26 protein-coding genes are annotated in these 24,746 nt (G+C 50.7%); 8 read left to right on the forward strand and 18 right to left on the reverse strand.

Going from position 1 to position 24,746, the window contains the following annotated elements; all coding sequences use genetic code 11:
- Positions 1-128: 128 nt before the first annotated feature.
- The 3 genes from ACQYWX_RS28515 to ACQYWX_RS28525 form a co-directional block, all read right to left on the reverse strand.
- Complete coding sequence (locus ACQYWX_RS28515) at positions 129-617, reverse strand: GNAT family N-acetyltransferase (protein ID WP_127973954.1); 489 nt, start codon at positions 615-617, stop codon at positions 129-131.
- A 163-nt stretch (positions 618-780) separates the two neighbouring features.
- A complete protein-coding gene (locus tag ACQYWX_RS28520) occupies positions 781-1,266 on the reverse strand; it encodes a hypothetical protein (RefSeq protein WP_431687150.1) in 486 nt (161 codons plus the stop codon).
- 352 nt (positions 1,267-1,618) lie between these two features.
- Complete coding sequence (locus ACQYWX_RS28525) at positions 1,619-2,638, reverse strand: zinc-binding alcohol dehydrogenase family protein (RefSeq protein ID WP_431687151.1); 1,020 nt, start codon at positions 2,636-2,638, stop codon at positions 1,619-1,621.
- 118 nt (positions 2,639-2,756) lie between these two features.
- On the opposite strand from ACQYWX_RS28525, the gene ACQYWX_RS28530 reads away from it, so the two are divergent.
- A complete protein-coding gene (locus ACQYWX_RS28530; protein ID WP_431687152.1) occupies positions 2,757-3,662 on the forward strand; it encodes a LysR family transcriptional regulator in 906 nt (301 codons plus the stop codon).
- A gap of 723 nt (positions 3,663-4,385) precedes the next feature.
- Positions 4,386-6,116: a BamA/TamA family outer membrane protein gene (locus ACQYWX_RS28535; RefSeq protein ID WP_431687153.1), complete on the forward strand. Its 1,731-nt coding sequence runs from the start codon at positions 4,386-4,388 to the stop codon at positions 6,114-6,116.
- Positions 6,117-6,122: 6 nt separating this feature from the next.
- Here ACQYWX_RS28535 and ACQYWX_RS28540 read toward each other — a convergent pair whose 3' ends face one another.
- From ACQYWX_RS28540 to ACQYWX_RS28550, 3 genes are all read right to left on the reverse strand, one after another.
- Positions 6,123-8,093, reverse strand: a complete 1,971-nt coding sequence (locus ACQYWX_RS28540) for a PhoX family protein (RefSeq protein WP_431687154.1) — start codon at positions 8,091-8,093, stop codon at positions 6,123-6,125.
- 192 nt (positions 8,094-8,285) lie between these two features.
- The gene (locus tag ACQYWX_RS28545) at positions 8,286-9,062 is read right to left on the reverse strand and encodes a tetratricopeptide repeat protein (protein WP_431687155.1); all 777 of its coding nucleotides are present in this window, start codon (positions 9,060-9,062) and stop codon (positions 8,286-8,288) included.
- A 12-nt stretch (positions 9,063-9,074) separates the two neighbouring features.
- Entirely contained in the window at positions 9,075-9,521 is a 447-nt protein-coding gene (locus ACQYWX_RS28550; protein ID WP_431687156.1) for a hypothetical protein, read from the reverse strand.
- 496 nt (positions 9,522-10,017) lie between these two features.
- Here ACQYWX_RS28550 and ACQYWX_RS28555 point away from each other — a divergent pair, with 496 nt between their 5' ends.
- Complete coding sequence (locus ACQYWX_RS28555) at positions 10,018-10,518, forward strand: hypothetical protein (RefSeq protein ID WP_431687157.1); 501 nt, start codon at positions 10,018-10,020, stop codon at positions 10,516-10,518.
- Between the two features lie 118 nt (positions 10,519-10,636).
- On the opposite strand, the gene ACQYWX_RS28560 is transcribed toward ACQYWX_RS28555, so the two are convergent.
- A complete protein-coding gene (locus ACQYWX_RS28560) occupies positions 10,637-11,293 on the reverse strand; it encodes an SGNH/GDSL hydrolase family protein (RefSeq protein WP_431687158.1) in 657 nt (218 codons plus the stop codon).
- Positions 11,294-11,562: 269 nt separating this feature from the next.
- On the opposite strand from ACQYWX_RS28560, the gene ACQYWX_RS28565 reads away from it, so the two are divergent.
- Positions 11,563-12,039, forward strand: coding sequence for a hypothetical protein (locus ACQYWX_RS28565; RefSeq protein WP_431687159.1), 477 nt, complete (start codon positions 11,563-11,565; stop codon positions 12,037-12,039).
- Between the two features lie 28 nt (positions 12,040-12,067).
- Positions 12,068-12,412 carry a hypothetical protein gene (locus ACQYWX_RS28570; RefSeq protein WP_431687160.1) on the forward strand — a complete coding sequence of 115 codons (345 nt, stop codon included), beginning with the start codon at positions 12,068-12,070 and terminating at the stop codon, positions 12,410-12,412.
- 30 nt (positions 12,413-12,442) lie between these two features.
- Here the strand turns inward: ACQYWX_RS28570 and ACQYWX_RS28575 are convergent, their stop codons facing one another.
- From ACQYWX_RS28575 to ACQYWX_RS28615, 9 genes are read right to left on the reverse strand one after another with little or no spacing between them, the layout of a single operon-like run.
- Positions 12,443-13,360, reverse strand: coding sequence for a leucine-rich repeat domain-containing protein (locus tag ACQYWX_RS28575; RefSeq protein WP_431687161.1), 918 nt, complete (start codon positions 13,358-13,360; stop codon positions 12,443-12,445).
- On the reverse strand, positions 13,353-13,841 hold the full coding sequence (locus tag ACQYWX_RS28580; protein WP_431687162.1) for a CYTH domain-containing protein: 489 nt from the start codon (positions 13,839-13,841) through the stop codon (positions 13,353-13,355). Before ACQYWX_RS28580 ends, ACQYWX_RS28575 begins: the two co-directional genes overlap by 8 nt.
- 2 nt (positions 13,842-13,843) lie before the next feature.
- Positions 13,844-15,028, reverse strand: coding sequence for an MFS transporter (locus ACQYWX_RS28585; RefSeq protein WP_279501380.1), 1,185 nt, complete (start codon positions 15,026-15,028; stop codon positions 13,844-13,846).
- A gap of 16 nt (positions 15,029-15,044) precedes the next feature.
- The gene (locus ACQYWX_RS28590) at positions 15,045-15,758 is read right to left on the reverse strand and encodes a TSUP family transporter (protein WP_431687163.1); all 714 of its coding nucleotides are present in this window, start codon (positions 15,756-15,758) and stop codon (positions 15,045-15,047) included.
- A 23-nt stretch (positions 15,759-15,781) separates the two neighbouring features.
- Positions 15,782-16,603, reverse strand: coding sequence for a symmetrical bis(5'-nucleosyl)-tetraphosphatase (locus tag ACQYWX_RS28595; protein WP_431687164.1), 822 nt, complete (start codon positions 16,601-16,603; stop codon positions 15,782-15,784).
- A complete protein-coding gene (locus tag ACQYWX_RS28600) occupies positions 16,600-17,415 on the reverse strand; it encodes a hypothetical protein (protein ID WP_431687165.1) in 816 nt (271 codons plus the stop codon). The genes ACQYWX_RS28595 and ACQYWX_RS28600 overlap by 4 nt, the downstream gene beginning before the upstream one ends.
- Before the next feature lie 5 nt (positions 17,416-17,420).
- A complete protein-coding gene (locus ACQYWX_RS28605; RefSeq protein WP_431687166.1) occupies positions 17,421-17,987 on the reverse strand; it encodes a histidine phosphatase family protein in 567 nt (188 codons plus the stop codon).
- Between the two features lie 49 nt (positions 17,988-18,036).
- A complete protein-coding gene (locus ACQYWX_RS28610) occupies positions 18,037-18,858 on the reverse strand; it encodes a hypothetical protein (RefSeq protein ID WP_431687167.1) in 822 nt (273 codons plus the stop codon).
- Positions 18,855-19,601 carry a hypothetical protein gene (locus ACQYWX_RS28615; RefSeq protein ID WP_431687168.1) on the reverse strand — a complete coding sequence of 249 codons (747 nt, stop codon included), beginning with the start codon at positions 19,599-19,601 and terminating at the stop codon, positions 18,855-18,857. Before ACQYWX_RS28615 ends, ACQYWX_RS28610 begins: the two co-directional genes overlap by 4 nt.
- Before the next feature lie 845 nt (positions 19,602-20,446).
- On the opposite strand from ACQYWX_RS28615, the gene ACQYWX_RS28620 reads away from it, so the two are divergent.
- Positions 20,447-21,406, forward strand: coding sequence for a peptidoglycan-binding domain-containing protein (locus tag ACQYWX_RS28620; RefSeq protein WP_431687169.1), 960 nt, complete (start codon positions 20,447-20,449; stop codon positions 21,404-21,406).
- 12 nt (positions 21,407-21,418) lie between these two features.
- Entirely contained in the window at positions 21,419-21,976 is a 558-nt protein-coding gene (locus ACQYWX_RS28625) for a hypothetical protein (RefSeq protein ID WP_431687170.1), read from the forward strand.
- A gap of 198 nt (positions 21,977-22,174) precedes the next feature.
- On the opposite strand, the gene ACQYWX_RS28630 is transcribed toward ACQYWX_RS28625, so the two are convergent.
- Positions 22,175-23,569 carry a tetratricopeptide repeat protein gene (locus tag ACQYWX_RS28630; protein WP_431687171.1) on the reverse strand — a complete coding sequence of 465 codons (1,395 nt, stop codon included), beginning with the start codon at positions 23,567-23,569 and terminating at the stop codon, positions 22,175-22,177.
- A gap of 242 nt (positions 23,570-23,811) precedes the next feature.
- On the reverse strand, positions 23,812-24,390 hold the full coding sequence (locus tag ACQYWX_RS28635; protein WP_431687172.1) for a hypothetical protein: 579 nt from the start codon (positions 24,388-24,390) through the stop codon (positions 23,812-23,814).
- A gap of 190 nt (positions 24,391-24,580) precedes the next feature.
- Here ACQYWX_RS28635 and ACQYWX_RS28640 point away from each other — a divergent pair, with 190 nt between their 5' ends.
- Positions 24,581-24,739: a hypothetical protein gene (locus ACQYWX_RS28640; protein ID WP_279501360.1), complete on the forward strand. Its 159-nt coding sequence runs from the start codon at positions 24,581-24,583 to the stop codon at positions 24,737-24,739.
- Positions 24,740-24,746: the final 7 nt, after the last annotated feature.

A 24,746-nucleotide genomic window follows, 5' to 3' on the forward strand; every position in this document is an offset into this window, starting at 1 on the left:
ACAATTCGCCACTGATAGAGACTCTTGGTGATGTCTTATAAATTAGTCCTTTTTGTGACACAGTTCAAAAAATAATCACATAGAAGGCCAATAACGACACAAAGACGCGGGAAACGGTTACGAAGGGATTACAAGGACGCGCTGATTGCAGAGACCTGATCGATCAACGCAATCTGGAACAAAGGCAGCTTACGGCCAGGGAAACGGGTGGAGTCGGAGTAGCCGATCAGAATGGCGCCAAAGGTTTCGTAAAACCCGGCGGCGTTGGGATCGCCCTGAATCATCATCAGGTGATAACCAGATTGATAAGCCCACAGCACCGCATGCTCCATCAGAGCGCGACCGACGCCCTGACGCATATAGTCCGGGCGCACGAACAACGCGTCCATCTCAGTACACACCGGGGACAGCGCGCGCAAAGAATAGAAACCGGCGATTTCACCGCTGCGGGCGACCGCCGTATATACCGTGTGTCGGGACATGTAGTCTTCGGAATAGGTCAATTCCGCGCGGCAGGCGTCCATAAACGCCTGGGAGTAGCCCCAGACCGCCTTGCTTTCCATGGCGATCTCACTCAATACAACACACTCTTCCGAGAAGGCTCGCCTAATCTTCATTGCCGATACTTCACACCAAACCTTGGCGAATCGTTAGCAAAACAAGCCCCAAGCCGGCCCGTCCGCAGGAAGACGGAGCGGAACGGACCGGCGCAGGCAACTCTTTAATAATTCGGAATTTTTTTGAGGGGACCCTATAGTGACACATCCGGGCCCCGGAGTCTTAACAATATTTATGCTTATTTCGCAATCCCGCCGTCAGCGTGGCGAATCCGGCCAACCCCATCAGCGCCAAAGTAGATGGCTGCGGAACATAGGTCACCGGACCATTGTGATCAATCACCCACAGATTGCCGCCCAAATGCGAGAACAACCAGCGAATGGAGGCGACGTCTGACAACAGCAATGTGAACCAATACGGTTTGACCACCGGTTCAGCGCCGATGAAACGCGGCGCCCGCGCCTCCACCTGAAACATTTCCTGCACGTAGGCGTCCAGCCAGTCATCCGCCTCTCTCGACGCTTGCGCCTGACGCGGCTCATGCGGTCGATGTTCACTCACTGCAGCGCGACCTTGCTTAGCCATTTCTCCCGCCTGGATTTGCGACGGGGCCCAAGTCGCCTCGTCCGCTTCCTCAATGACGGAAGCCTGTGTCATACCAGTCAATAACAGAGCGCCCAGAAAACCAAGAAGTGTCACCTTTCGCATTAATCGTCTCCTCTTACATTCTGCGGCGCTACAACGGTTCAACAAAAACTGCTGATAAGTTTTCAAGTTTCATACCAGAAAACCTGAATAACGCGGGCAATCTGAAAAAGAATACCAATTAGAATAATTTCTCTTTTAAAAACAATGCATTGAAAGAAAATAAAAAATAGGAAACTACAATCAAAGCCAGCTTCGAGGCGGGAAAATCCATGGGAAGTCCTAGGCAAGACTTACAAAACCGTTGCAATAAAGTAACTGGACTTTGCGGAAGGCCGCTGAAAACAGCGGAAACGCCCGGCTTAGCCGGGCATGGGACGGTTGCAATACGGAAACGCCGAAGGGACCAAAAGTGTCAGAATCCCTCCAACACGATCTTGCCAATGGCGGCGTCGCTCTCAATCAGGCTGTGGGCGCGCTTCAGATTCTCCGCATTGATCTTGCCCAGATTCTGCTTCAGCGTCGTGCGCACTGCGCCTTCCTCCACCAGCTCCGCCACGCGATTCAACAGGCGATGCTGTTCAATCATGTCCGCAGTTTCATAGAGCGAGCGGGTAAACATCATTTCCCAATGCAGAGACAGGCTCTTGCGCTTCAGAGGCATGATATCGATCGGCGTGGAAGGATCGTCGATCAAGGCCAGACGACCCTGCGGCGCCAGCGCCTCTACAATGCTGCTGTAGTGCTTTTCCGTGTGGGTCAGGCTCGCCACATGAGTCACGCTGTCTATGCCGATGCGCTGTAACTCTTCGTGCAAAGGAAGGCGATGGTCGATGACATGATGCGCGCCCATGGCCAGCGCCCAATCGCGGGTTTCCTGACGCGACGCCGTGCCGATGATCACCGCGTCAGTCAGTTTGCGGGCCAACTGCAGCATGATGGAACCCACGCCGCCAGCGGCGCCGACTACCAGTAAGCGGGCGGGACCGGTTGAACCGTCCTGCTTGCCGATCTCCAGACGTTCAAACAGCATTTCCCAGGCGGTGATCGCCGTTAAAGGCAACGCAGCCGCTTCCGCAAAACCGATATTGGACGGCTTGCGCCCGACGATGCGCTCATCGACAAGATGCAGTTCGCTGTTTGTGCCGGGACGGGCGATAGAGCCTGCGTAGTAGACTTCGTCGCCGGGCTTGAACAGGCTGACCTGATCTCCTACGGCTTTCACCACACCGGAAGCGTCCCAGCCGATCACCTTGTGAGCGTCTCCTTCCGCAGAAGAACTTCTACGCACTTTGACGTCTACCGGGTTAACCGCCACCGCCTTGATTTCCACCAACAGGTCGCGCCCTTGGGGTTGCGGGTCAGGCAGGGTGATGTCCAACAGTGATTCCGGATGATCGATAGGCTGCGCTTGCAGATAACCAATAGCTTTCATGTTCGTGCTCCTGTGAAGGTGAATTCGGGACCGTAATGCGGCGATGAGGCATTCTCTCTCATTGACTGTTAACGAAAAACAGCCTATTAGTTGTTTCTTTTTCAAATATTTTTTGAAAATGTCCTCTATCAACGATCTTACCGTTTTTCATCAAACTGCTTTGCACGGCAGCCTCACCGCCGCCGCCCGCGAGCTGGATATGACCCCCGCCGCCGCCAGCGCCGCCATCAAGCGCCTGGAGCAGAGCCTGGACACCGCCCTGTTCGTGCGCTCCACCCGCAGCCTGCGCCTTACCAGCGAGGGGGAGAGTTACCTGCTTCACTGCCGCGCGGCGTTGAACGCCCTGGATGCGGGGCGCCGGGAGTTACTGGCGAAGAAAGGCGAAATCAGCGGGACTCTGCGCATCTCCGCGTCCTCAGATTTTGGGCGCAATCTATTGATGCCCTGGCTGGACGAGTTTCAGACGCAATACCCCAATCTCGTGCTGCGCCTGGAGCTGACGGATCGGGTGGCGGACATCAATCGGGAAAACGTGGATATCGCCCTGCGCTATGGCGCGCCGCCCGACTCCAACCATGTCGCCTTCAATATCGTGAACACCCGGCGCATCATCTGCGGTTCGCCAGCGTATTTCGAACGCCATGGCGATCCATTGACGCCGCAGGATCTGCGCCACCATAACTGCCTGCTGTACCTGGTGGATGAGCGCGCCTATGACCAGTGGGGGTTTCACGACGGCGACCAGCGCATCAGCGTCAACGTCAAGGGTGACCGCATCAGCAACGACGCCGAAGCCGTCCACCGCTGGGCCGTCGCCGGCGTCGGTCTGGCCAATAAGTCCATGCTCGACATGAGCGACGACCTGCTCCATGGTCGCGTGCGCGCCACCCTGAGCCAATACGCCTGTGCGGAAATCAGCATGTATCTGGTGTGTCCAGGGAAGAAACAAGTGACGCCCGCCGCCTTGTTGTTGCGGGACTTTTTACGGGAGAAATGTTCTGCGGCGTTGGCGGCGGTGGAATAGGCGTGTTTCTACTCCTGATTCAGTTTTATGCTCTGGGAAGCCCTTCGACAAGCTCAGGGCGAACGGTTGATTCTGATTATTGAGATGCAGCAGATACGCAGCCCTTCGACAGGCTCAGGGTGGATGGCTGATTCCGATTGTTGAGACGCAGCGGGTACGCAGCCCTTCGACAGGCTCAGGGTGAACGGTTGATCCCGATTGTTGAGGCGCAGCGGGTACGCAGCCCTTTGACAGGCTCAGGGTGGACGATTGATCCTGATTATTGAGACGCAGCGGGTGCGCAGCCCTTCGACAGGCTCAGGGTGAACGGTTGATTCCAATTATTGAGACGCAGCGGGTACGCAGCCCTTCCGCAGGGTCAGGGTGGACGATTGATCCTGATTATTGAGACGCAGCGGGTGCGCAGCCCTTCGACAGGCTCAGGGTGAACGGTTGATTCCAATTATTGAGACGCAGCGGGTACGCAGCCCTTCCGCAGGGTCAGGGTGGACGATTGATCCTGATTATTGAGACGCAGCGGGTGCGCAGCCCTTCGACGGGCTCAGGGTGAACGGAGTGGTGGCGCGAATCATACAAACGCGCAGTATTCTAAGGTCCGCTCGGTATTCAGAAGTACGCTCAGTTATCAGACGATAAAGTTGAGGCTCCATCTTGCTGCATAAACCGCTAAGCTTATAAATAAAAACTGCTTATTAATCAGGACTTCCTCTCGATGGATACGCAATGAGCCCAATCTCCCCTCGCCGACCATTCCGCTGGCTCGTCGTCCTTGCGTCGGGTTGCTGCGCCGAACTCGCCTGGGCCGAGCAGGAAGCGGCGTTGAGCTGTCAGTATGCGGAAATCCAGCCCGGCGAGGTAGACTTCGATAACCCTCGCGAACAACTACGGCAGGAGCTGGGGTTAGCCATCCCGGAGGATGCGCAGATTGGCGAGGTCTATGTCTTTAATCGGGAGATTTTTGACGCAACTGATCCGGAAGAAGATCACTGGATTTACCGCACCGCCAACGCCTTGCATATCCGCACCCGCGAAGAAGCCGCCCGTTACCAGCTTCTGTTCAAAAGCGGCGATCCCTACGACCCGCATGTCCTGCAGCAAAGCGAGCGCGCTCTACGCGATAAATCCTACCTGTACAACGCCTGGGTGCGGCCCTTTCGCGTGTGCGGGCGAGTCGTGGATGTCGCCGTGGTCACCCGGGACTTATGGACGTTACTGCCTGCGCTGGGTTTCAGTCGCAGCGGCGGCGAGAACACCACCATACTGGGCCTGACCGACGAGAACTTTCTGGGGTATGGCAAGCGTCTGGCTTTCAGCCACAAGAAAGATGAATCCCGCACCGGTTTTACCGTCGATTATCAGGACCCCAACCTGCTGGGCTCCCGCTGGACGTCCCAGTTAACGCTTTCGGAAAACAGCGACGGTTACCGCCGCGCCGCCCAGTTTGTGCGGCCCTTCTATAAAGTCGGGGCCAACTGGTCCGGCGGCGTCGCCTACAACCGCGAGCAACTGACGCAAAAACTTTATTACCGGGGCGATAGCGTCAGCGAGTTCAAGCTGCGCCTGGAGAGTTACGGCCTGTTCAGCGGACACTCCATTGGCGGCGGCGCTTTCAACGACCATCGCCTGCTTTACGGCTATGAGTACGCCCATTACGACTTCTCCGAAGAAGCGGGAGAAACGCCCCCCGATCCCTTTCCCGAGGACCGCATCCTCAGCTATCCCTGGATCGGTTATCAGTACAGTGAGGACCTTTACTTCCAGACCTACAACTTCAATCAGATCCAACAGATCGAGGATATTCCCACCGGCCTGCAGTTATATGCGCGACTGGGCTGGTCGTCGGAATCGTTCGGCGCCAGCGAGGATCAGTGGGTGCTGAAAAGCGGAATCAGCCGCGCGCTGCTTGCGGAACGCCTGCAATTCGCGGATATCCAGTTCGATCAGAGCGCTTACTGGAGTCCTTCGGGAGACCGGATGGAGAATATGGTCCTGGGCCTGCAAACCCGTTACCTGCGCACCGAATCCAAGCGCAAGAACAGCTGGTACGCAGCGCTTAACCTGGCTTACAGCAAAGGCCTGACTTCAGACTTGCAGCTCACCCTGGGCGGCGATAACGGCCTGCGTGGTTATCCTTTGCGTTATCAGACGGGGGATCGCAGCTTTCTGCTCACCCTGGAGCGTCGTTACTACTCCAACTGGCATCCGTTCGAATTGTTTCGCCTGGGCGGCGCGGTCTTCGTGGATATGGGTCGGGCATGGTTTCCCGGCGAGGATAACGGTCCCAACAACGGCGTCCTGCACGATGTCGGGATCGGTCTGCGTCTGACTTCCAGCCGTATCCAGGTCACACGCGTCCTGCACCTGGATATCGCCGTCCCATTGGACCGGGACGAAGGCGGCGGAGAGGAAATCGACGGCGTCCAGTTCCTCATCCGCGGCCGGCAAACGTTCTAGCGCGGCTTAGCTGCCGATTACACCGCCGTCGTCTTTGGTGATGATGACGGTGGAAGCGCGAGGACGCGCGGAGCCGCCATCCGGCCAGTTGCTGGTGTAGCTGCCGTCGCCGTTTTTGCTGCCCGGATGCTGGACATTGACGAACATGGTTTTCAGGTCCGGCGTCGAGGTCACGCCGGTCACTTCGCAGTCCACCACGCCGGTGAAGAAGCGACGAATCTCGCGGGTGGACGGGTCGGCCGCGAGCATCTGATCGTTGCCGAATTCTTCCGTGCCGCCGGTGTCCGTCTGAATCCACAACACGCCGCGCTTATCGAACCACAGGCCGTCCGGGCTGTTGAACTTGTTGCTGTCGTCCAGCGTCACCAGCGCCGCGCTCTCACCGGGCGTCGCCGTGCCGGCGGGACCGCCCAGCACAAAGATATCCCACTGGAATGCGGTGACGGAATCACTGTTCTCGCGCCAGCGAATGATATGGCCATACTGATTATTGGGACGTGGATTCGCCGCGTCCACCTGGTCTTCCTTACGCTTGCTGTTGTTAGTCAGCGTGAAGTACGCCTCGCCAGTCGTGGGATGCACTGCGCCCCATTCAGGACGATCCATGGGCGTGGCCCCGACTGAGTCCGCCGCGGTGCGGGCGTTGATCAGGATATCCGCCTGATCCACGAAACCATTCGCGACAGTCAGGCTGTTTACGCCGTGAGACAACTCCAGCCATTCGCCGCTGCCGTCATCGTTAAACTTGGCCACGTACAGCTTGCCGTCGTCCAGCAGCGCGCCGCTGGCGGTGTCTGCGTAATAGGCTTGATTGGACACGTACTTATAGATGTATTCAAAACGAGAGTCGTCGCCGGAATAGCAAACGATCGGCTTGCCCTCTTCCACCAGACCAAAAATGATGCCTTCATGACCGAAGCGGCCCAGAGCGGTGCGCTTCTGCGGCGTGGAGGTCGGCTCGAACGGATCGATTTCCACAATCCAGCCATAGGTGTTGGGCTCATTGCGATAGTCGTCCGCAGCGCTGGCGCCTTTGCTGGTGGCGTCGAAACGTTCGTAGACATCCACGCCCGCAACGGTGTCCCAACCATAACGGGAACGGGTTCCCACACCATAACGAGAGAGATTGCGCGGCTTGGGATCATCATCGGTTTTGAAGTAACCCGCCCAATTCTCTTCACAGGCCAGATAGGTGCCCCAGGGCGTATACCCCATGGAGCAGTTGTTCAGCGTGCCCCGCGCCAGAGTTCCCTCATTGCTGTGCTTGGTCACCGCATAGTCGGTTCCGCGCACGGGTCCGCGCAACTCCATGTCGGTAGCGCCGGTCACGCGACGGTTGTACTGGCTGCCGTGGACGATATCCCAAACGCCGGCGGTTTTCTTGATGTGAATAACGCTGACGCCATGGGCGGCCACTTCTTTGTGCACTTCCGCTTCAGGGCGGACGCCGCCGACTTCGGTCGGGCCGTCAGGGTGCAGGAAGTCCGGCTCGATGTATTCGTGGTTCATCACCAGCAGGCCTTCTTCGGAGTTGGAGCCGCCCTCTTTCACATCGATGGGGAAATAGTGCATGCCGTCATGGTTCATGCCTACCTGTTGCTCCTGATCGGCGCCGGTGTTGGTTCCGTCGCCCAGATAGTCTGGCAGCGCGCCGGTCAGCGGTGTGCCCCAGGGAACAAACGGCGTCGCGGTGTAGCCGGCGGCCACTTTCACTTCATTGGCCACACTGGTGGCGATCGCGGTGAAGCCCAGCAAAGGTCCCTGGTTGTCATCAGGGTCGCCGCCGTCGTTGTCGTTGCTGCAACCGATCAGCGACATGCCCAGCATGCCCGCCAACGCGGCGCTGACGCCGCCTTTGATGACGGTGCGGCGGGCGATGCGGGTTTCAAGCACGGAAGCGAAAGGGCGGTTTCCGGAAAAGTTGGTGACTGGATCAATTCCGGAGTTGTCGAATTCGAATTTTTTTATGTCGGACATACTCAAACCTCTTCTCATCAGAGTTCACTTCAGAACGCAGTGGGCCAGAAATACCGGAAAGAGGTGACAGCATGGTTACAATTAGATTTCATTACGGGAGCAGCAGTTAGGCGTCCTTCTCGCTTAATATCGACGCTTCGCCGATTTTATGACGCCCGGCTTGAGTCGGGCGACAGAGCGCCGAGGCAAAAACTACTTAAGCCCGTATTTTTCCTGCAACGCCTGAATCGTCTCTGCAGGCAACGCGGACTTTTGGCCATTGAGATAGACAGCGGCTTTGTCGCGACGTTCCATGCCGACCAGGGCCTGCACAATGCGTTCGGACAGTTCGGGGTCTTTTTGCAGTTGCGGATCGCTTTCCTGCGCCGTCACGCCAGCCTGGACGACGGTGAGGTAGTCTTTGGTCTCCAGTGCGGCCTTGCTCAGCAGCACGTAGCCTTCCAGCGTGAGTTCGATCTTCAGGGAGGTCGTCACCGCCTTCACCGCGTCGTCATAGCGCCCGCTGGCGTAGTAGGAATGCGCCAGAGTCAGGGGAGGAACAGACCAGTCGGGGTAGGCTTTGATGAGCTTGTTCATTAGTGATTCCACCGCTTCGAACGCCCCCTGCTGAATGCCTATCTCGGCGATTTTTATGTAGGGCCAGCGATTGCCGGGATCGAGTTTGACGCTTTGGTTAAACGCCTGCAGCGCGGCTTCGTTTTGTTGTAAATCCTGGTAGATTTTCCCCAGCCAGTATTCATAACGCCCGTCTGTTTCGCCCAGCTCCGGCTCCAGCGAACGCCAATAATCCAGCGCCTGTTGCGGCGACTTGATTTCACTCAGCTTCTCCACATAGGCCAGTACTTTTTGTTGATCAACGTCTTTCTCGACAGCAAAGGTCGCCGCTGCCCACAGCAGCGCAAACAAAGCCGCTATTCCGCGCAGACAAGAGAGAGCGCCGACGCGGACCAATGTCACTCTTTTCTTCATGCACTACCCCGTTTATAAATTCTCCGCGTTCTGCGAGGGAGATAGCCATTCGACTGGCAACTTAGACACAGGCGACCTTGTTTCGCTCAATGGCGCATATTCAATACGTATCCGCTCGCCTTCAACCATAATTTTGGTCGGAGCCTGGTTCTCCGCCCCCTCGGGTCCCCTGTCGATATAAACATTATCAAGGGCTTCGGAACTGACGCCACCACATTGATCGTAGACGAGGTCTCCGCGATACAGCGTCAAGAACTCAAGCTTATCCGCCCACCCTGACACGACATAATAAAGCTGATAAGCGTCGCCGTTCATTTCTTTGGAACTTAGCAGGCTGTATTGATCTGGTATAAAACATTTATCTGGTTCGCGGGTCGTCCAAAGATACGCCAGCGCCGTTATCGCCAGGAGCGCCAATATAAAAATGGTCAGAGACAGGTACTTCAGAAACTTCCACACGCTTGCTTACGCCCTTTGTGTTTTATCGCGCCAGTGAGTATAGGGTTAGCGGTTTGGTTCAGGCAAAGGCGTCTGGGCTACCGGCGGTTTCTTTGGCGCTCTGGGAGGCCCTTCGACAGGCTCAGGGCGAGCGGGGAGTATTTAGTGGCCCGGTGGGCGAGAGTGTGTGGGATTGGGTGTTGTATTGGATCAGTCTTTACTGAGGGTCTTTGGCGCTCTGGGAGGCCCTTCGACAGGCTCAGGGCGAACGGAGGTATTTAGTGGCCCGGTGGGCGAGAGTATGTGGGGGTGGGTGTTGTATTGGATCAGTCTTTATGAGGGTCTTTGGCGCTCTGGGAGGCCCTTCGACGGGCTCAGGGCGAGCGGGGGGGGGGGGGTTATGTCTCCCTTTATTCGCGTTTTTTTCGTCTGGGGTCAGCTGCTGGCTATTCCCCTGTTCGAATAACTTTGGCATAAAGGCGCTGGTTTTAATGGGACAGCTTATCAGGAGTCTGACTTGCACTATGTCGATATGAGTAAAGTGGTGGAAACTTCCGCTTACTTAAAAACGCTTTCACAGGATAAAGACGATTTTTCCGAGCTTCTGCGCGCGGCGGGAGATGAGCTCGCTTTCTACAATTGGTGCGAGGAGATCCTGCAGTCTTATATCGGCATGTATACGCCGGGCATCCTGGGGGTGTTTCTTTTTCAGATTCGCCCGGCGCGGTCGGAGGTGAACGAATGGGTCTGGGTGATTACCGGCGATCTGCCCACGGCTTATATCACCACGGAAGACGCGCCCAATGCCGCCTGCGCTTTGGATGGCTATATCGGAGCCATGGAGGAATGGGTGGCGGCGGTGGAGCAAGGCGAGTCGGTGCAGAATCTGATTCCAGTGAATGCGCCGCCAACGCCTGAATACGCGCAAGCGTTGAAGGTCAGGCTGGAGCTGCTGGATCAGCATATTCTTGCTGATTATCAGGATGATCTCGCGCAAACCGGACCGGCGGAATCATAAAGCAACGTCTGGAAGCAGGGAAAGTTGACGCTCTGGAAGGCCCTTCGACGAGCTCAGGGCGAACGGGTTTATCCCGTATGCCCGCCCCGTGTTCTCGCTTGAAGCGAGGCAGGTGTGCTTAGACGTAGACTCTGCTCTCTCCGGTTCCAAACGCATGCAGCGTCACAACTCGCTGAATAACCTTGGCGATTTTCTTCCCGCCTTGGGCGGAGGGCTCAATGGGGGATCTGGCGGAGTAATCTCCTACATCCTGACAAAGGTTGCGCAGATCGATGACAGGGAGCCGTCTGGCGATGGCTTCCTCCAGAATAATCTCGTTAAACAGCGCCAGCCCGGCCAACGCTTCCGTTCCCAGGCCCGGGGTGTTGTTGTAAACGGTGCAGACCACCAGATTCGGGCTTTTTTCCAGCAGGGCTTCCAGCATGTTGCTGTAGTTGGAGCGAAAGGCGTCGCGCTCCCGGTCCATCGCGCGCATGGCCGCGCCGACAGTGTTGACGCGGGCGTCCAGAATGTTAATCACGCTCAGGGCGTCATTGCCGCCACAGCTCACGATGACGTGAGAGGCGTCGTCGGGAAAATCCACCAGTTGCTCCGACACATCCGTGGTGACGCTGCCGTCCACCGCGATCAGGGTCACCTTCACGTCGTCCCCAACCGCCGCCTGCAATTTCTCGACAACAGAGTCGCCTTCATCAACGTAGGATGCATTATCAAAAATGGAATCGCCGACCAGAACAATATGCACCGGCGTATTTATCGCGCTTGCTTTAGCCATAACCCTGCTCAACTCGTCTCTCAGATGCCCACTACTAAAAGTCTTTTCCTTGTTCTCTGCTAAAAACAGATAGCCCACTATTCCCGGTTTAACCAGCGGCCGGAGGATTTACCCTACGCGAATGCAGCGTATTTCTCAGAATAAACCGCCAATCACCAAGCCGGCTTTCTATACAGCTCCGCCCCCAACATGGATAATTTTCCGCACAAAGCGAACCGCTTCAACCCGAGTATACGCCGGGAAAGTAGAACAGGAAAAAGTGAAATTTAATGACATCGCCGACGCTTGCAAAACCCATGTGGCTATCCGGGACAGAGTGTAAAGTCGGCATTCTCTATCTGGTGGCGATCGCCTACCCGGCGGGGTTGGTTTATGACGCCATGTATCGCGCATATGACCGCCAAAGCAGCCAGACCCGATGTTGGAACGGCTTCGACTCCCCCACCGCTGAAGTAATAGGCTACATGCCCGTCAAAGACGCCTTACGATACCTGACCGGTGCCTATTACATCGAGGAAGACTACCAGGCCGAGGCCGCCATATTGCCTTGGCGCGACGGCGAACCAGACGCCAAAGCGCCCCAGATCACCGCAGCCCCAGGCTCCTACGATATCCTGACCTGGGATGAAGAGTTCGGCTGGAGCACTCCCATCGCCTACTGTCGCGGGCATATCCCACTGGATGCATTTCTGAACGCAGTCGCCAGACATATTCCGCTGACCCGCAAGACTTGCTGTCGGCCTTAACGTTGCACTGTCAGGACACAACAACCCAATGACAAAACACTCCGCTTGGATCATTCACTTCAAAGCCTACATGGATGAGTTTTCGCTTATGAATTTGGACGGATCTGAATATATCGCGGGCATCATCATCGTCCCGGGAAATTCAATGAGGGCGGCGCTGGATGCGCTCGATAATTATCTGAGCGAGAACAGAATGTGGGTAATGGACGTTTCCAAATGCGAACGGTACGTTCCTGAAAACTTTACCGCTCCAACAAAAGAAAATCAGGACATCATAGAAGTCGCAGAAATCGTACTCGTCGACCAGCAAGCGGAATTCGTCACCGGAGCCAGTTCGAAAGTTCTGGAAGATGAAGAAGGCGAAGCAACCTAGCGCTGTTACTTCGCCGCCTCCAGGCCAGCATTAGCAGTAAACCAGACAGCCTCTTGCTCTGAGTTCGTCGAGCCATTCCGGCATTTGCAGCCGTTCTGACCAGCGCAGGTCCAGTTTGCAGAGGTTCTCCAACGACAGGATCGATTCAGGCAGCGTTTCCAAGCGATTTTTTCTGAGATCCAACAGACGCAGTTGTTTCAGTTCACCGATGGCGTCTGGCAGGTGCTCAATGGGGTTGTTGCGCAAATCGAGTTCTTCCAGTGACGCACAGCCCCTGATTTCATCAGGCAACGCCGTGATCTGATTGCCCTCCAGGAATAACTTACGTAGCTTGGTTGAACGTCCAACCGTCTTCGGCAGTTCAGTTAAACGATTGTTCTGGAGGTACACTTCTTTCAGCGTTCGGGACAGGAAGAAAGAGTCCGGCAAGGCGGCAAGTCCGCTGTTATACAATCTGAACTCCACCAGTGATTCAAAACTGAAATCCTCCGGCAACGCCGCCAGCGGGTTATCGCTCAGGTTAAGGTAAAGCAGCTTATCCAAACGCGTCAGTGAACCCGGCAGCGCAGCAATCTTGTTGTTACTGGCGTATAAAAACTCCACGTCACGACAGTTTGCAATCGAACCCGGAATCTCGCTCAACCTGTTGTGCGCAATATCGATTAACTTCAACTTGGTCAAATTGCCAATCTCACTGGAAATCGCGGCTAACTGATTCTTACTGACGTTCAAATCTTCAAGCTGAGTCAGGCTCCAGATCTCAGACGCAATCTCCGCGATTTGATTATCGAAGACGCTGAATTTTTTCAGGTTAGCAGCGAGTCCAATAGCATTTGGGATTTCGCTAATCCTATTCCCGTTCAAACTAATTTCCCGTAAGGCGGAATAGTCTTCTATGACAGGAAACGATTGCAGCGTTTCATTATTAACTGAAATGACGTTATTCACTTTTAGAGTTCCATGAGCTAAAAGGCGTATGGGAAAGGTAAGCGTTACGATAACGTCGGTCTTCAGTTACCTCAAGCCCCAGCCAGTCTGGGGAAATAAAGGACTCATCAACACTATCAAGCTCTATTTCCGCCATCATTAATCCCTCATTCTCACCATGAAATACATCGACGGACCACTCTTTATCCGCTACGGACACTATATATCTGGTTTTCTCTATCGGAGAGCTATCTATAGCGGACACAAATAAGCGGTCTCCATCCGCAGCAGGAATGGCGTACTCAAATTCCTGACGAACGATGCCAGACTGATTGACTTTTATGGTGAGGTAATACTTTTCGTCTTTATTACGCAAACGCACTTCCTTAGTGTCGTCCAGAAACATATAACCCTGCCGGATTTTATGTACTGATTTGACCTGCATAAGATGCGGCTCAAAGCGCTCGACAAGAAACTTCCTTTCAATTTCCAAGTTATCCATTTTCATCCCTCTTGGGTTGCGACTTCTCTTAATTTCACTTCAAGCCTTACATACGAGAGCAAGCTGAATATCAGGGCTGCAACCGCCACCGCGGCAAAAAGATACTTTAAATTATCCCAATCGCCATTAGCGACAAACAGAGAAGCGACAATAGGGCCAAAAAACGAGCCAAAGTTGCCAGTATGAATATAGCCAGACTTAATCTCGATCATGTCATGCTCATTGAAGGCTACCAATGTCACCAGGGAGAAAACTGCGCCTTCAAACACGCCGAGAAACAGAAAATGGATGCAGTAATGGAGCGGAGATAAATTCTCCGTATCAAACAGGTAGGCCGCGTTAACGCCAATAAAAACCGCCGAAATAGCGATCATCAATAGCGGAGAGACGTTCCTGCTGATCAAATAAGAAGTCACCAGGACGGAGAGAACCCCAAGGAGGGTGCATATGAAAATAATTGAGGTCGCATAATCAATGCCTTCCGAGGCGTTCTCGGAAAGGAAAGAAGTAATCATGGACACACTTGAGATATACATCAGCGTAAAGCACAGAAACACCATCATGATGAGCTGATAAGGTCTGTGCGTCAGCAGCCTCTTGTATATGGAGAGTCCAAAACCGTCCGTATTCGCTTGGACGGGCGCAGCCTCGGCAGGCTTGTGGTAAACGCTCAGGTAGGCCGCCAGTAAGCAAAGGAGCATGAGTGAGTGCGCCAGGAACACAGCATCCCATGAAAAAATCGAGATAATATAAGGAAAAATAACGTTGGCGGCGGCGAAACCGACCCCAAACACAGCTCCCCATAACGCCATCACGACATTGGTGTTGTTCTTACACACTTTGAACAGGAGCGTAGGAATGGCGATCATCATCAGTATATTGGTGATCCCCTCCACTACCCTCAGAAAAACGAAAGCATATGATTCTGTTGTGAAGTACATCGCCAACGAAGCCAGAGACGCGACCACCAGAGACCGCGTCACAATGACTTCTACGCTTAGTTTTTTTACAAGACTCGCCAGATAAGCCCCAAAGAAAATGCCTATAAAGCTGATCATAGAAAGAATTGAGTTGGCTTCGACGATAGTCATTCCCATGTCTGATGAAAGATAGGGAACAATAATTGGGAACTTCGAGTATTGAAATACAACAACCACTCCCAACAAGAACAAAAAGGCAACCTTCACAAAAGAAACTCCTTTTCTACTTAGTAAACAGTAGGACTAACCCATACGCCATGCACAAACCAGTCACCAAATGATTGTATAGGCCACTCTTTATATTATTATAAATCAGCTTTCCTACGCTCAAATAAACAGCAACCGCCATGACTGGATAATAGTAATTTAGAGAACGAATATCCTCGCCCAGGATAGTGAAGATAACAGTTAGCTGCGCTATAGCAAAGATCAAATATCCATACGCTATATTGCTACGCACTTTTCCCTTATCACTGTATAGATTTGAAGCAAGTATGGTAAGCAAAGCGCCTCCCATATTAGTCAATCCATGTATCAGCCCCATAATTGGAATATATGAGAAAAGAAAACACGAAGCAAGACGGCCCATGAAAGCAGATGCTTTAACAGATAATCTCGAAATAGCCGTCAACACCATTCCCACACCAATCAGCGAGTATAGTACACTGGGCTCATCAAAACTAGCGGAAAAATATATCCCAATAGCAATGGTGGGAATAGATAATAATGGAAGGGTTAATTTCAGTTTATCGATCTGACGCCATGAAGTGCTTACTTGCACCGTACTGATGACCAAAGAGCAAGGTAAAAGTATAATTAACGTCTCTATAAATCCATAGCCCAGCATGAGTAGCGTAGGCGTCCCAAAAACTAACAAACCAACGCCCAATATAGATTGCACGATAGAAAATATTAAAACAACAATCAGAATATCCATAACCACACTCCTTTATTTTACATCTATGCATCCGCTTTATAGTCACTCGCCACTTTGGTGACACTTAAATCATCCATGTTAATTGCGCATAGATTTCCTCCCCAAACACAACCGTCGTCACAACATATGTAATAATCACCAATGGTCAAACCCAGCGCCGCCCAGTGACCAAATACAATCTTGTATCCTGCGTTTCTCTTCACATCTCTACACGCATACCAAGGGTAGAGATAATTGGGTTGAGATCCTGGCGCACTATTGAATAGGGTATTCATTTGGCCACTTTCATCTACAAACTTGACCCTGGTTAGCGCCTGTGCGGTATATATAAGATTTGATTCAAAGTCATTGTTCAGATGATCAGGCAACCCAATGCTATACATCTTGCGGAGAAGCCATTCATACCCATGCTCCGCTACGGATTTCTCCAGTAACATCACCTTTTTCCTGAGCTGACTGACCGGCCAGTTAAGCGGTACGCCCGCGTGCACCACAATGACAGCGCAGCCCTCATCCCAATGAGCAAATTTGGAGTCCTCAAGCCAGGCGACATAGTCCTTAACTCTAGGTCTGCGCAACAGCCTCTCCGTGTTATCCAACTTCTTCGGCGGAGCCAACCCATAGTGCGTCGCCAGAAGTTTCAAGTCATGATTGCCAAGCACCTTAACCACTGCATCGCCATACTCCATAAGCCGTTCTATTACTTCTTCGGAGGCGGGACCTCTACCAACCAGGTCACCAGTAAGAATGAGCTTGTCGTGGAGTTGGTTGAACTTAATTTCACGGAGCAAACGGTCCAACTCATTCGCACACCCATGAATGTCTCCGATGATATAAGTGCTCATGATTCCCTAACTTCCACTGTACTCCACACTTTTAACTCTCTCATTAAATCTACCTCCCTGATCCCTTCCTGCTCACAGCCAGACAGATGTATGGCGTTTCTTGATATATTTATATCAATCCCGAATTTATCTTTATTTCTATACAGAAACCCTCTTAATGAGCCTGGGTGACTTTCTTCCGGGTTCGTACTTCCTTGAAGAAAAAACTTCAATATTTCAAAGGGCGAATCCGAATGAAAAGTAAAGAAGATAGAGCGGCTTTTATCCGATATAAAATGACTAAGCTGAAGCGGGTAAAATCCATTGGCCAGAACTATTCTTCTTCCATCCAGGTCTGCTTCAACAACATAAAGTCCCTCTTCAATACGAACGGCTGGCTCACCACGACGCCAAAGCGCCATTAGGTGTTGGCTAGAGTAGCCTAAACTTTGTAACGACAGACTTCCGTATACCTCGCACTCGGAGCCGGATAGCGCAACAATGCGCGTGTACAGCTGTTGATTTGCAGCGAACTCATTGGGGGACATGGATGCGTATACATAGGCTTTCTCATATACGCCATTTATCAAGTTATGTTCTTTTAAATAGCTGCCAGGGAGAATATGACAGCTGTCAATGCAAACACTGTATTTATCACAAAGCAGGTGTAAGTATGAAAATACCGCTTCGGTATTAATCAAACTATTCGCCAATTCCGGCTTCAAAATTATCAATCCATTTGAATCATCGAAGCCTGATTTTTTGTATAAATGAGATTTATGCTTGCACTTTATCTCCCTGAAACAACTTTGCAAAAATCCATTTTTACTCATAAAATTTAAGTCACCATTTCCAATGGCAGATGATTACACTCATTAAGCGCATCCAAGTGCCATCTAGAGCGACGCCATGTAAGTATTGTTAATGAGCAATTGTTTATCTTGTAGCAAACGGTGTCTGTACTATGAATCACTCTCAGAATAGTTTTAATCACACCTCCATGAGTAAATAGGAAGACATCCTTACTTTCATTATTCGTAAGCTGTTTGAAAACACTTTCAACAGTGCGCCTGAAATACAGATATTTTTGGCTATCGGAAAGTAACCGCTCATGTTCCGCCGGATGTGCGAAACCTGGCAGCTCGCTCGCCACATGAAAACTTGCTTCCTTCAATCCGGTAGCAATCGAGTAATTAACGCCAGCCGCGTTTACTGTCTGCACAGACCGAATCAACGGACTGCTATAAAACACGTTCTCCGTTTGGTTATCGTTAACGATTGCGGACAGCCTTCCCCCGAGCAGCAGCGATTGCCTGACGCCGAGTTCAGTAAGGGCGCTATCCTTACTGGCGCTCTCTCCAGTTTGCCACTTGGATTGACCATGCCTGATAAGATGTATTTTCATTATCTTCCCAAAGGTCAGCCGGACACGCATCGCGTCCGGCTATCGCCAGTTACTCTATTCCTAACGCTTCAGCCGCGCGCTGATACTTGATGTCATAGATAACCTTTGTTGAGAAACGCTGCTTCAAGCTATCCACCAGATAGTCAATCAGCTCGATAATGCGCACATCTTCAGAGATTTCTTTTTTGATTCTTGGATATATGGAGATTTCCACTTCCTGGAAGAAAGCCTTTCGTTCTCCATTAATATCCTTTCTGTAATCCATGACTCTGGATCGATCCAATGAGCAACGGAGTACGTCATACTCGTCAATTCGAACAAAGAACGTAGAACGGTTACCAAAGAGAACAACAGCTGGCTCCAGCTCATCACCAGCGATATTAAACTCTCTGAACAAATACTTACCTGGCTGATCAAGCTCTTGATCCTTGAGTAAGTCTTTTACAATTTTGACGGACTCAGGACTGTATGGAGCCTCCTGAATTTGCTTTTTCTTCTCGTCCTGAAAAACATGACGCCGATCCAGCCTGTTACCATGCTCATTTTCCGGCATTTTAAAAGCGCAGAAAGCATGAGTGACTTTATTGCATGAAGTCCGTAAAAGCGCACCTGTCGGCAAGAGCTTATAATCTTTGGTGTCGTAGTAGACGGCGGTATTTAGAGGCGGATTATCCCTGACGCCTTCCTTTTCCAGAAAGCGCACGCCGTTGATGTGTTTCGCCGCATCTTCAGCCACGAAGTCCAGCCATTCAAAATACTGCTCATCCGTCACGCCGTTCATATCAACTTTTACAGCAAGTTGATTAAATACGTTATGGCCTTTTTTTACTTCAAAAACTGGTTGAGAGTTATCAATCTTCAGACTTTTCATGCTGATTCCAAAATCCTTCTTAATTTATTTTCCAATTGCGCCGGACTCATCATAGGAGTGTTATGCTCCTTGCCACGATCGGGGTAGAACGTGTTATAGGTATTTGTGAACTCCCTTTCTCTTGGGCCGCGCAGCACAAAGGTGCATAACGCTTCACCTTTTTCAGGAAAATTAACTCTGTGTGTAACGAGGTAATTCAGATAGTAGGTTTGTCCCTTAACATATTCCGTTTTAGCGATCTTGTTCAGTTGGGCTTCGCTTTCAAAATCACAGGTATGAATATTTCCTGTCTTTGAAGGCATATACTTATATTTACGGAATGTTTTCAGCTCTACTGACTCTTCATCCGCCTCAATGAAATTATCAGAAGAGAGTTTTCCTCTGAAAATATGAGACCAAAAGCTGAATCGATGATTATGAACCAACTCTTCATGCCTTTTAGAGGCATCCAGATTTGGGTTCCAATTGTGTAGGGTCAACCTGTACCCTCTTGGGTCAGGGTTATCTACTAGTACTATTTTGTCGAAGTGATTGACGTGCTCGTACGAACGGCCCGCGATTTTCTCCAACAATTCTTCAGAGTCCAGAATCTCCAGCAGCATACGCTCTGGGATATTTTCTTTAACAAGCCCCTTCATAAAATCCAGGTTAGACTTTATGGCCTCTTCAGTACTCACATCCTTTGGTAGGTCAAGTAGTCTCTCGGCTACTTCATCTATAATTGATAGCTCTGTTAACTGCACAATATTCCCTTAACTTAACATTGGCGCTTTATTATTTAAAAAATAAAACGCTAGCTTACCTACATCCATATTCAAAAATATGGCGTCCATAGATATCCGCATCAGTAGCGGACGGAGTGTATTAGATATAAATTCCTTACATAAAAAGGAATTCAATATGTATTATTATCATCTCCTTCGTGAAGCGTAATGTCCCTGCTTCGTCAATGAGTGCATTATATAAAAGCGTAACGACACATCAGTGCAATGCCGCTGAATTTATGTGATTTTCGTTATTATTTTTTATGCATTCCTATGGCTTCATCTATATAAATGAAGGCAAGCATTCGGGATGTACAGGATTTGGAAGGAGCAGCACAAAACTTGCCCAAGCTTGATGCTTCCTCAAGGAGTCCCCGGTAGAAATTAAGAGCTGACGTGACGGAGATTCTAAGGTGGGGCCATGGGCTCCTGAGAAGGCCTGAGAAATTTACTGACGTAGAAGTCGGCCATATCCGACTCCTTCAGCCCGTTAGTCTCCGCTATGTGTGGATTTAAGACGAGCAACAATGTCGCTGCGATCATCATGATGACGAAATCCGCGCAGAAAGCCTCAACGCCCAGAAAAACAGTGACATCACCACCAAGGAACAGCTCAACCAGTATCAATGCGCCAGCGATTGGAGCCGCTGTGCCTAGGGATAACTCTAGCTTTATTACTAGCCCCCCCTGTGACATCCTTAACTATACGCGCAATAACGCTATCTCATATTATTATGTTCAAAGGAAGTTAGGGGCATGGATTTTTCAGGCAGAGTATTTTTTCTTCTATCGCAACGATGCATTGTGAATAATTAGGTGTAAATATGACTATCACTATTACCAGTTCTGTAGGTATAAATGGTGCCAATAGGAGAAATGACGTCGCTATCATCCAAGCACTGATTAATGCCTTTGACGCCTGGAAAACTGAGATTAAACCATTAACGGTAGACGGGAAAATTGGAAACAAATCCATTCACGCCATAAAAGAATTTCAAAAACAAGCAATTGGAATAAGACACCCCGATGGCAGGGTAGATCCCAATGGAAAGACTTTTCGATATTTAACCATGTATTTAAGCAATGATGAGCTATCTCTCCTGGAAACCTCACTGTTTAAGGGAAAAGAAGCAACTCTCATAGTTTCTACTAAAAAAATACAGTCATTCTCTGGCCTAAGTGGTCAAACTGTCACCTACAAAAGCACCCTTCCGAAGGATCAGCAACTTGTATCAAATTATGCTATTTCTGTTATAAAGATAGCGCTTAAAGAAGCAGGAATGTCCCACGCAGTTATTACCTCAACCCTTCGAACGCCGAGTGAGCAGGCGAAACTAATGTATAAAAATGCAAAGCTCAATCTGAAGAAACAGTATGCTTTATACGGTCGAAATGGTGACAAAGTCCTAGATATATATGATAGTAACAAGGAAAAATCAGAGAGTGATATTATTAGCTTAATGGAGGACGAGATAGTAAATCTTGAGAAGGCCGGAAAAAGGGTGTCAAAGCATTGTGTTTCCGAGAGCTCATACAAAACCTTAAACGTCTTCGATATTGGCTACAATTCAACAAAGTCCGCGAGCAAAAATTTCAATAAAGAAAAATTTCACAACGCATTAAGTCAACTCAATAAAGATGGGTACATAAGCCAGTTAATTGATGAGACAAACAAATCAAATAAGTGCTGGCATATAGAAATCATCCCAAATAATAAGGCACTCCCTATATATGACAAGGGATCTATCTTAAACCCCATAAAATACATAAATGGACTTTGCTAATTGGAGCCTGAAGTGAAAAAAATCATATTCTCCTCATTTTTACTTATTGCAACCGCTAGTTGTAGTGCTGAAGAAGCTCAGTGTGGCTATAAAGCGACATTTGTTAAGGAGGCGGCCGTAACAGATAGCAGTGTGGCGCTTTCACACTGGAGCACAGAACGAGACAGAAAAAGTGATGAATATATAAAAAAGCTTTATCTTGTGTATAAAAATGGCGATATCGCCGTTATAGAACACAAATACTGTGACATGTATAACTTTGAGGTCAGTTATTCTTTCTCCGGTCAGAATCCAGCCCCCACAAGCCAGTCCATTGGGCAAATCATCGAAAAGCATGCTCAATACGCTCAGCTCACGCCAACCTATTCACCCTCGCTGAGCAGCATAGTGACATCGGAGTTGGAGAAAAACGCTTTTGATGGTCAAAAGCCTCTTTCACTTGGGTTGCCTCAAGAGCCACTCACCTTCGACGACTTTGTCGAATACAGCGTTTCCTTTTTGCCGAATAAAGAAAGCAATATCCTGCAATCAAGCCTGAGCTTTTATATGGGCATTGGCGGAGCTGATTAAGCCCGATTCCTGGGGTATGAAGTGGCGGCTCTGGGGCGCCGTTGGATGGCGCTTTGCTTATCCAACCTACGGTGATTGAGAGTCAGAGACTACGTAGTCTCGTCAGCGGATTGGATAAGCCCAAATAAAGAAAAACGCCCTGCCTATCGTAGAGGTTCAGGGCGTTTTCAGGATCGAGCAATGTCAGGGGCTTAGTAGTTAAATCCCACTTGGCAGTGGGGCGCCAATGGGTTGCATGTCGAGGAGGATATTTTTTGTTTCTTCTTTCCACTGCAGAGGCAACGAGTAGTTGGGGAATCTGAGCGCTAGCACCGCCCCCTCATTGAGTAGAGCGCGCACGTTTTCCGGCATTTCCTGGTCCAGTTCCGCGCAGCCTTCGGTGTTTACTAAACCACTGAAAGCAAGCGATTCAACTTCGCCCAGTGCTTTGTGCGCTTCCAAACGCCAGCTCGAATTTTCTCCGATGTTGAATTGCTCTCCATGAGGCTGACTGAATCCCAATCCGCAGGCCTTTAGAACGATCGGCAGCGCGGGGAGAGGCTGAGCTGTTCGTTTTTGATCACGCAAGAATTTCCCCCACATCAAGCGGGCTTCAGGCGAGTTCAGCGATATGTAGTTATAATCATCCGGCTTGCGTAGGGCCTCCAGCCGTTTGAGGCCTTGTTCCAGCTTATCTATGTCGGTTTCGTATCTGAGTTCCTCTTCCAACAGACTTCTGGCGGGCTGGCGGGCCGCTTCCAGCCCTAGCAGGGCGGCTTTCTCGTAGTGAATCAACGCCTGTTCTCTATCGCGCTCTTCCTGACCCCATCCCATTTCCGCGATGCGAGCCAAATGATAGTGGGCCACCGGCTCATCCTGCGCCGCGCTTTTGCTGAAGGCGGATTGGGCTTCCGCGTAGTTTTTCTCATCAAGCATTAGCACCCCGTAGTTGGTCCATGCCTGCCTGAGGTCTCTGTCCATCCCCTTCTGCAGCCACTCCACCGCCTGCTTTCTCAAGGCGGACGAGTCAAAACCCTCACGCTCTCCCGGCAATAGATGCCTGGACATCTGGTAAGCGCGCACATATTGCCGGGAAGCTTCGAAGTCATATCCTGCGTCCGGCGCCGATTCATGCGCCTTGGCGTAGTAATCGCCAGACTTGAGAATATTGGGAAGCACGCCCGCCACGGCGTACACAGAGGTAGGATCGGGCTCGTTATACGCAGCCGCGAGGTTAATATACGTAGGCATCTTCAACCCCCGCTCCAATGCTTCCTGCAAAAGCGGAATAGCGGCCTTGGGCCGCTTGGCGTCAATCTCCATCACGCCCAGGTTATGGCTGGCTCGCGCAGAGCCTTTCTCCCGAGCCTGTTGATAATAAACACGAGCCTGTTCGCGGTCCTCCTTAACGCCTTTTCCCAAGTCGTAAGCTTTACCAAGCAAAAACAGAGCGTCTGCGTCGCCCTTGGCCGCCGCCTCATGAGCCTGAGAAAAGAATTCTTCATACTGCCCGCTCTTGAACAACTCTTCCGACGTTGCAGCGAGGGCGGAGCGCCCGCCGGCGCCACTAATCAGTAATCCACACAGCAGTCCGGCCAAATAGTGTTTTTTCATATGAGGTTGTAAAAGTATTACTCGTTGAGTGAAGGGAGATCAGGTTGCAGAAAACGGAGAAACGCTGTGATGTTATCCGAGCGCCTTCCCGAAAGAAATATAGCGGTAACAACGCCTAAAGTCCGTCGTGGAGAGAAACAAACAGGCATCACCGGAAGGCGAAAAGTGTATCGCGACATGTGAGAAAAACTGTTGGATGGCGCTTCGCTTATCCAACCTACGGTGACTGGGGGTTCAGAGCATCAATGCTTTACGCCGTAGCTCTCGCCAAGCGGATTGGATAAGTCCGAATGGAGAAAAATGCCGGTTAGTTCTGACTGCCTGTATGCTTCGGCGAAGGCTTCATTACAAAATATGCCCTGGAAGGTATCCAGTTCAGTTCGGAATATAGGAAAGCCGCCAACCTTGGACTCGTCGAAGGCGATGTTTACCAAGTTTTGATTTGCATCGTACGCCGTCAAACGCCGATCCACGCCATCCACTTCTTCCGCTGTTCGCAAAGGGTTGAACAGGTAACCGTGGGATTCATCGAAGTTAACCGGTAAAAACTCCCCTGCTTGGGCCAAAAGGCCGCTCAATGTGTTGTACGCCTTTTCGTTAAAGAAAAGTCGACCGTTTCTGGCTGCTATATCTGGGATAGTTTCAACGCCGCTGTCTGTCGCTTTGAATCGGATACTTAACGGTTTCCAAATAGCGCTGTAAGGCACAGGAAAACGCTTGATATGAAACGGGTATTCACGACCCAGCTTTTTCAGGACTTCGCCCGTGGGAATCTCGAAAGTTAAATAGGATTCCTCATGGATAATACGATATATAGCCACATTTATGCCTTCCATCTAAAATTTCACAGAATTATATGCCTACCATCAAAGTTAATCATTTTTAACATTAAACCAAGCCAGCTTTCTATACATCATCCGACACACACAAGATAATCAAAAGTCGTTGTCAAAATAGATACGAATTTCGAAGTTCAAAATCATCTTATACACGCTTAAAGGATTAGTCACTATGACCGACAAGACAAAAAACGAAACCCCAAACAAGCCAGCTTACGTACCTCGTTTTAAGCCAACCCCTGAAAATATAAAGAAAGTCGCTGATGCATTCGAAAGAGCAAGAAAGGATGCAGAGAAAAATGGACACAAGTGGACCATGATTGTTTACTAAACACAGG

The sequence above is a fragment of the Hahella sp. NBU794 genome, from assembly GCF_050749805.1.
Taxonomy (GTDB): Bacteria; Pseudomonadota; Gammaproteobacteria; order Pseudomonadales; family Oleiphilaceae; genus Hahella.

Excerpts from the sequence above, each read along its gene's own strand:
- ACQYWX_RS28530 (WP_431687152.1), top strand. The coding sequence starts at position 2,757 with ATGTCCTCTATCAACGATCTTACCGTTTTTCATCAAACTGCTTTGCAC.
- ACQYWX_RS28540 (WP_431687154.1), bottom strand. The coding sequence starts at position 8,093 with ATGTCCGACATAAAAAAATTCGAATTCGACAACTCCGGAATTGATCCA.
- ACQYWX_RS28545 (WP_431687155.1), bottom strand. The coding sequence starts at position 9,062 with ATGAAGAAAAGAGTGACATTGGTCCGCGTCGGCGCTCTCTCTTGTCTG.
- ACQYWX_RS28600 (WP_431687165.1), bottom strand. The coding sequence starts at position 17,415 with ATGAGTAAAAATGGATTTTTGCAAAGTTGTTTCAGGGAGATAAAGTGC.
- ACQYWX_RS28595 (WP_431687164.1), bottom strand. The coding sequence starts at position 16,603 with ATGAGCACTTATATCATCGGAGACATTCATGGGTGTGCGAATGAGTTG.
- ACQYWX_RS28520 (WP_431687150.1), bottom strand. The coding sequence starts at position 1,266 with ATGCGAAAGGTGACACTTCTTGGTTTTCTGGGCGCTCTGTTATTGACT.
- ACQYWX_RS28580 (WP_431687162.1), bottom strand. The coding sequence starts at position 13,841 with ATGGATAACTTGGAAATTGAAAGGAAGTTTCTTGTCGAGCGCTTTGAG.
- ACQYWX_RS28515 (WP_127973954.1), bottom strand. The coding sequence starts at position 617 with ATGAAGATTAGGCGAGCCTTCTCGGAAGAGTGTGTTGTATTGAGTGAG.
- ACQYWX_RS28605 (WP_431687166.1), bottom strand. The coding sequence starts at position 17,987 with ATGAAAATACATCTTATCAGGCATGGTCAATCCAAGTGGCAAACTGGA.
- ACQYWX_RS28630 (WP_431687171.1), bottom strand. The coding sequence starts at position 23,569 with ATGAAAAAACACTATTTGGCCGGACTGCTGTGTGGATTACTGATTAGT.
- ACQYWX_RS28620 (WP_431687169.1), top strand. The coding sequence starts at position 20,447 with ATGACTATCACTATTACCAGTTCTGTAGGTATAAATGGTGCCAATAGG.
- ACQYWX_RS28565 (WP_431687159.1), top strand. The coding sequence starts at position 11,563 with ATGACATCGCCGACGCTTGCAAAACCCATGTGGCTATCCGGGACAGAG.
- ACQYWX_RS28590 (WP_431687163.1), bottom strand. The coding sequence starts at position 15,758 with ATGGATATTCTGATTGTTGTTTTAATATTTTCTATCGTGCAATCTATA.
- ACQYWX_RS28535 (WP_431687153.1), top strand. The coding sequence starts at position 4,386 with ATGAGCCCAATCTCCCCTCGCCGACCATTCCGCTGGCTCGTCGTCCTT.
- ACQYWX_RS28610 (WP_431687167.1), bottom strand. The coding sequence starts at position 18,858 with ATGAAAAGTCTGAAGATTGATAACTCTCAACCAGTTTTTGAAGTAAAA.
- ACQYWX_RS28525 (WP_431687151.1), bottom strand. The coding sequence starts at position 2,638 with ATGAAAGCTATTGGTTATCTGCAAGCGCAGCCTATCGATCATCCGGAA.
- ACQYWX_RS28640 (WP_279501360.1), top strand. The coding sequence starts at position 24,581 with ATGACCGACAAGACAAAAAACGAAACCCCAAACAAGCCAGCTTACGTA.
- ACQYWX_RS28560 (WP_431687158.1), bottom strand. The coding sequence starts at position 11,293 with ATGGCTAAAGCAAGCGCGATAAATACGCCGGTGCATATTGTTCTGGTC.
- ACQYWX_RS28570 (WP_431687160.1), top strand. The coding sequence starts at position 12,068 with ATGACAAAACACTCCGCTTGGATCATTCACTTCAAAGCCTACATGGAT.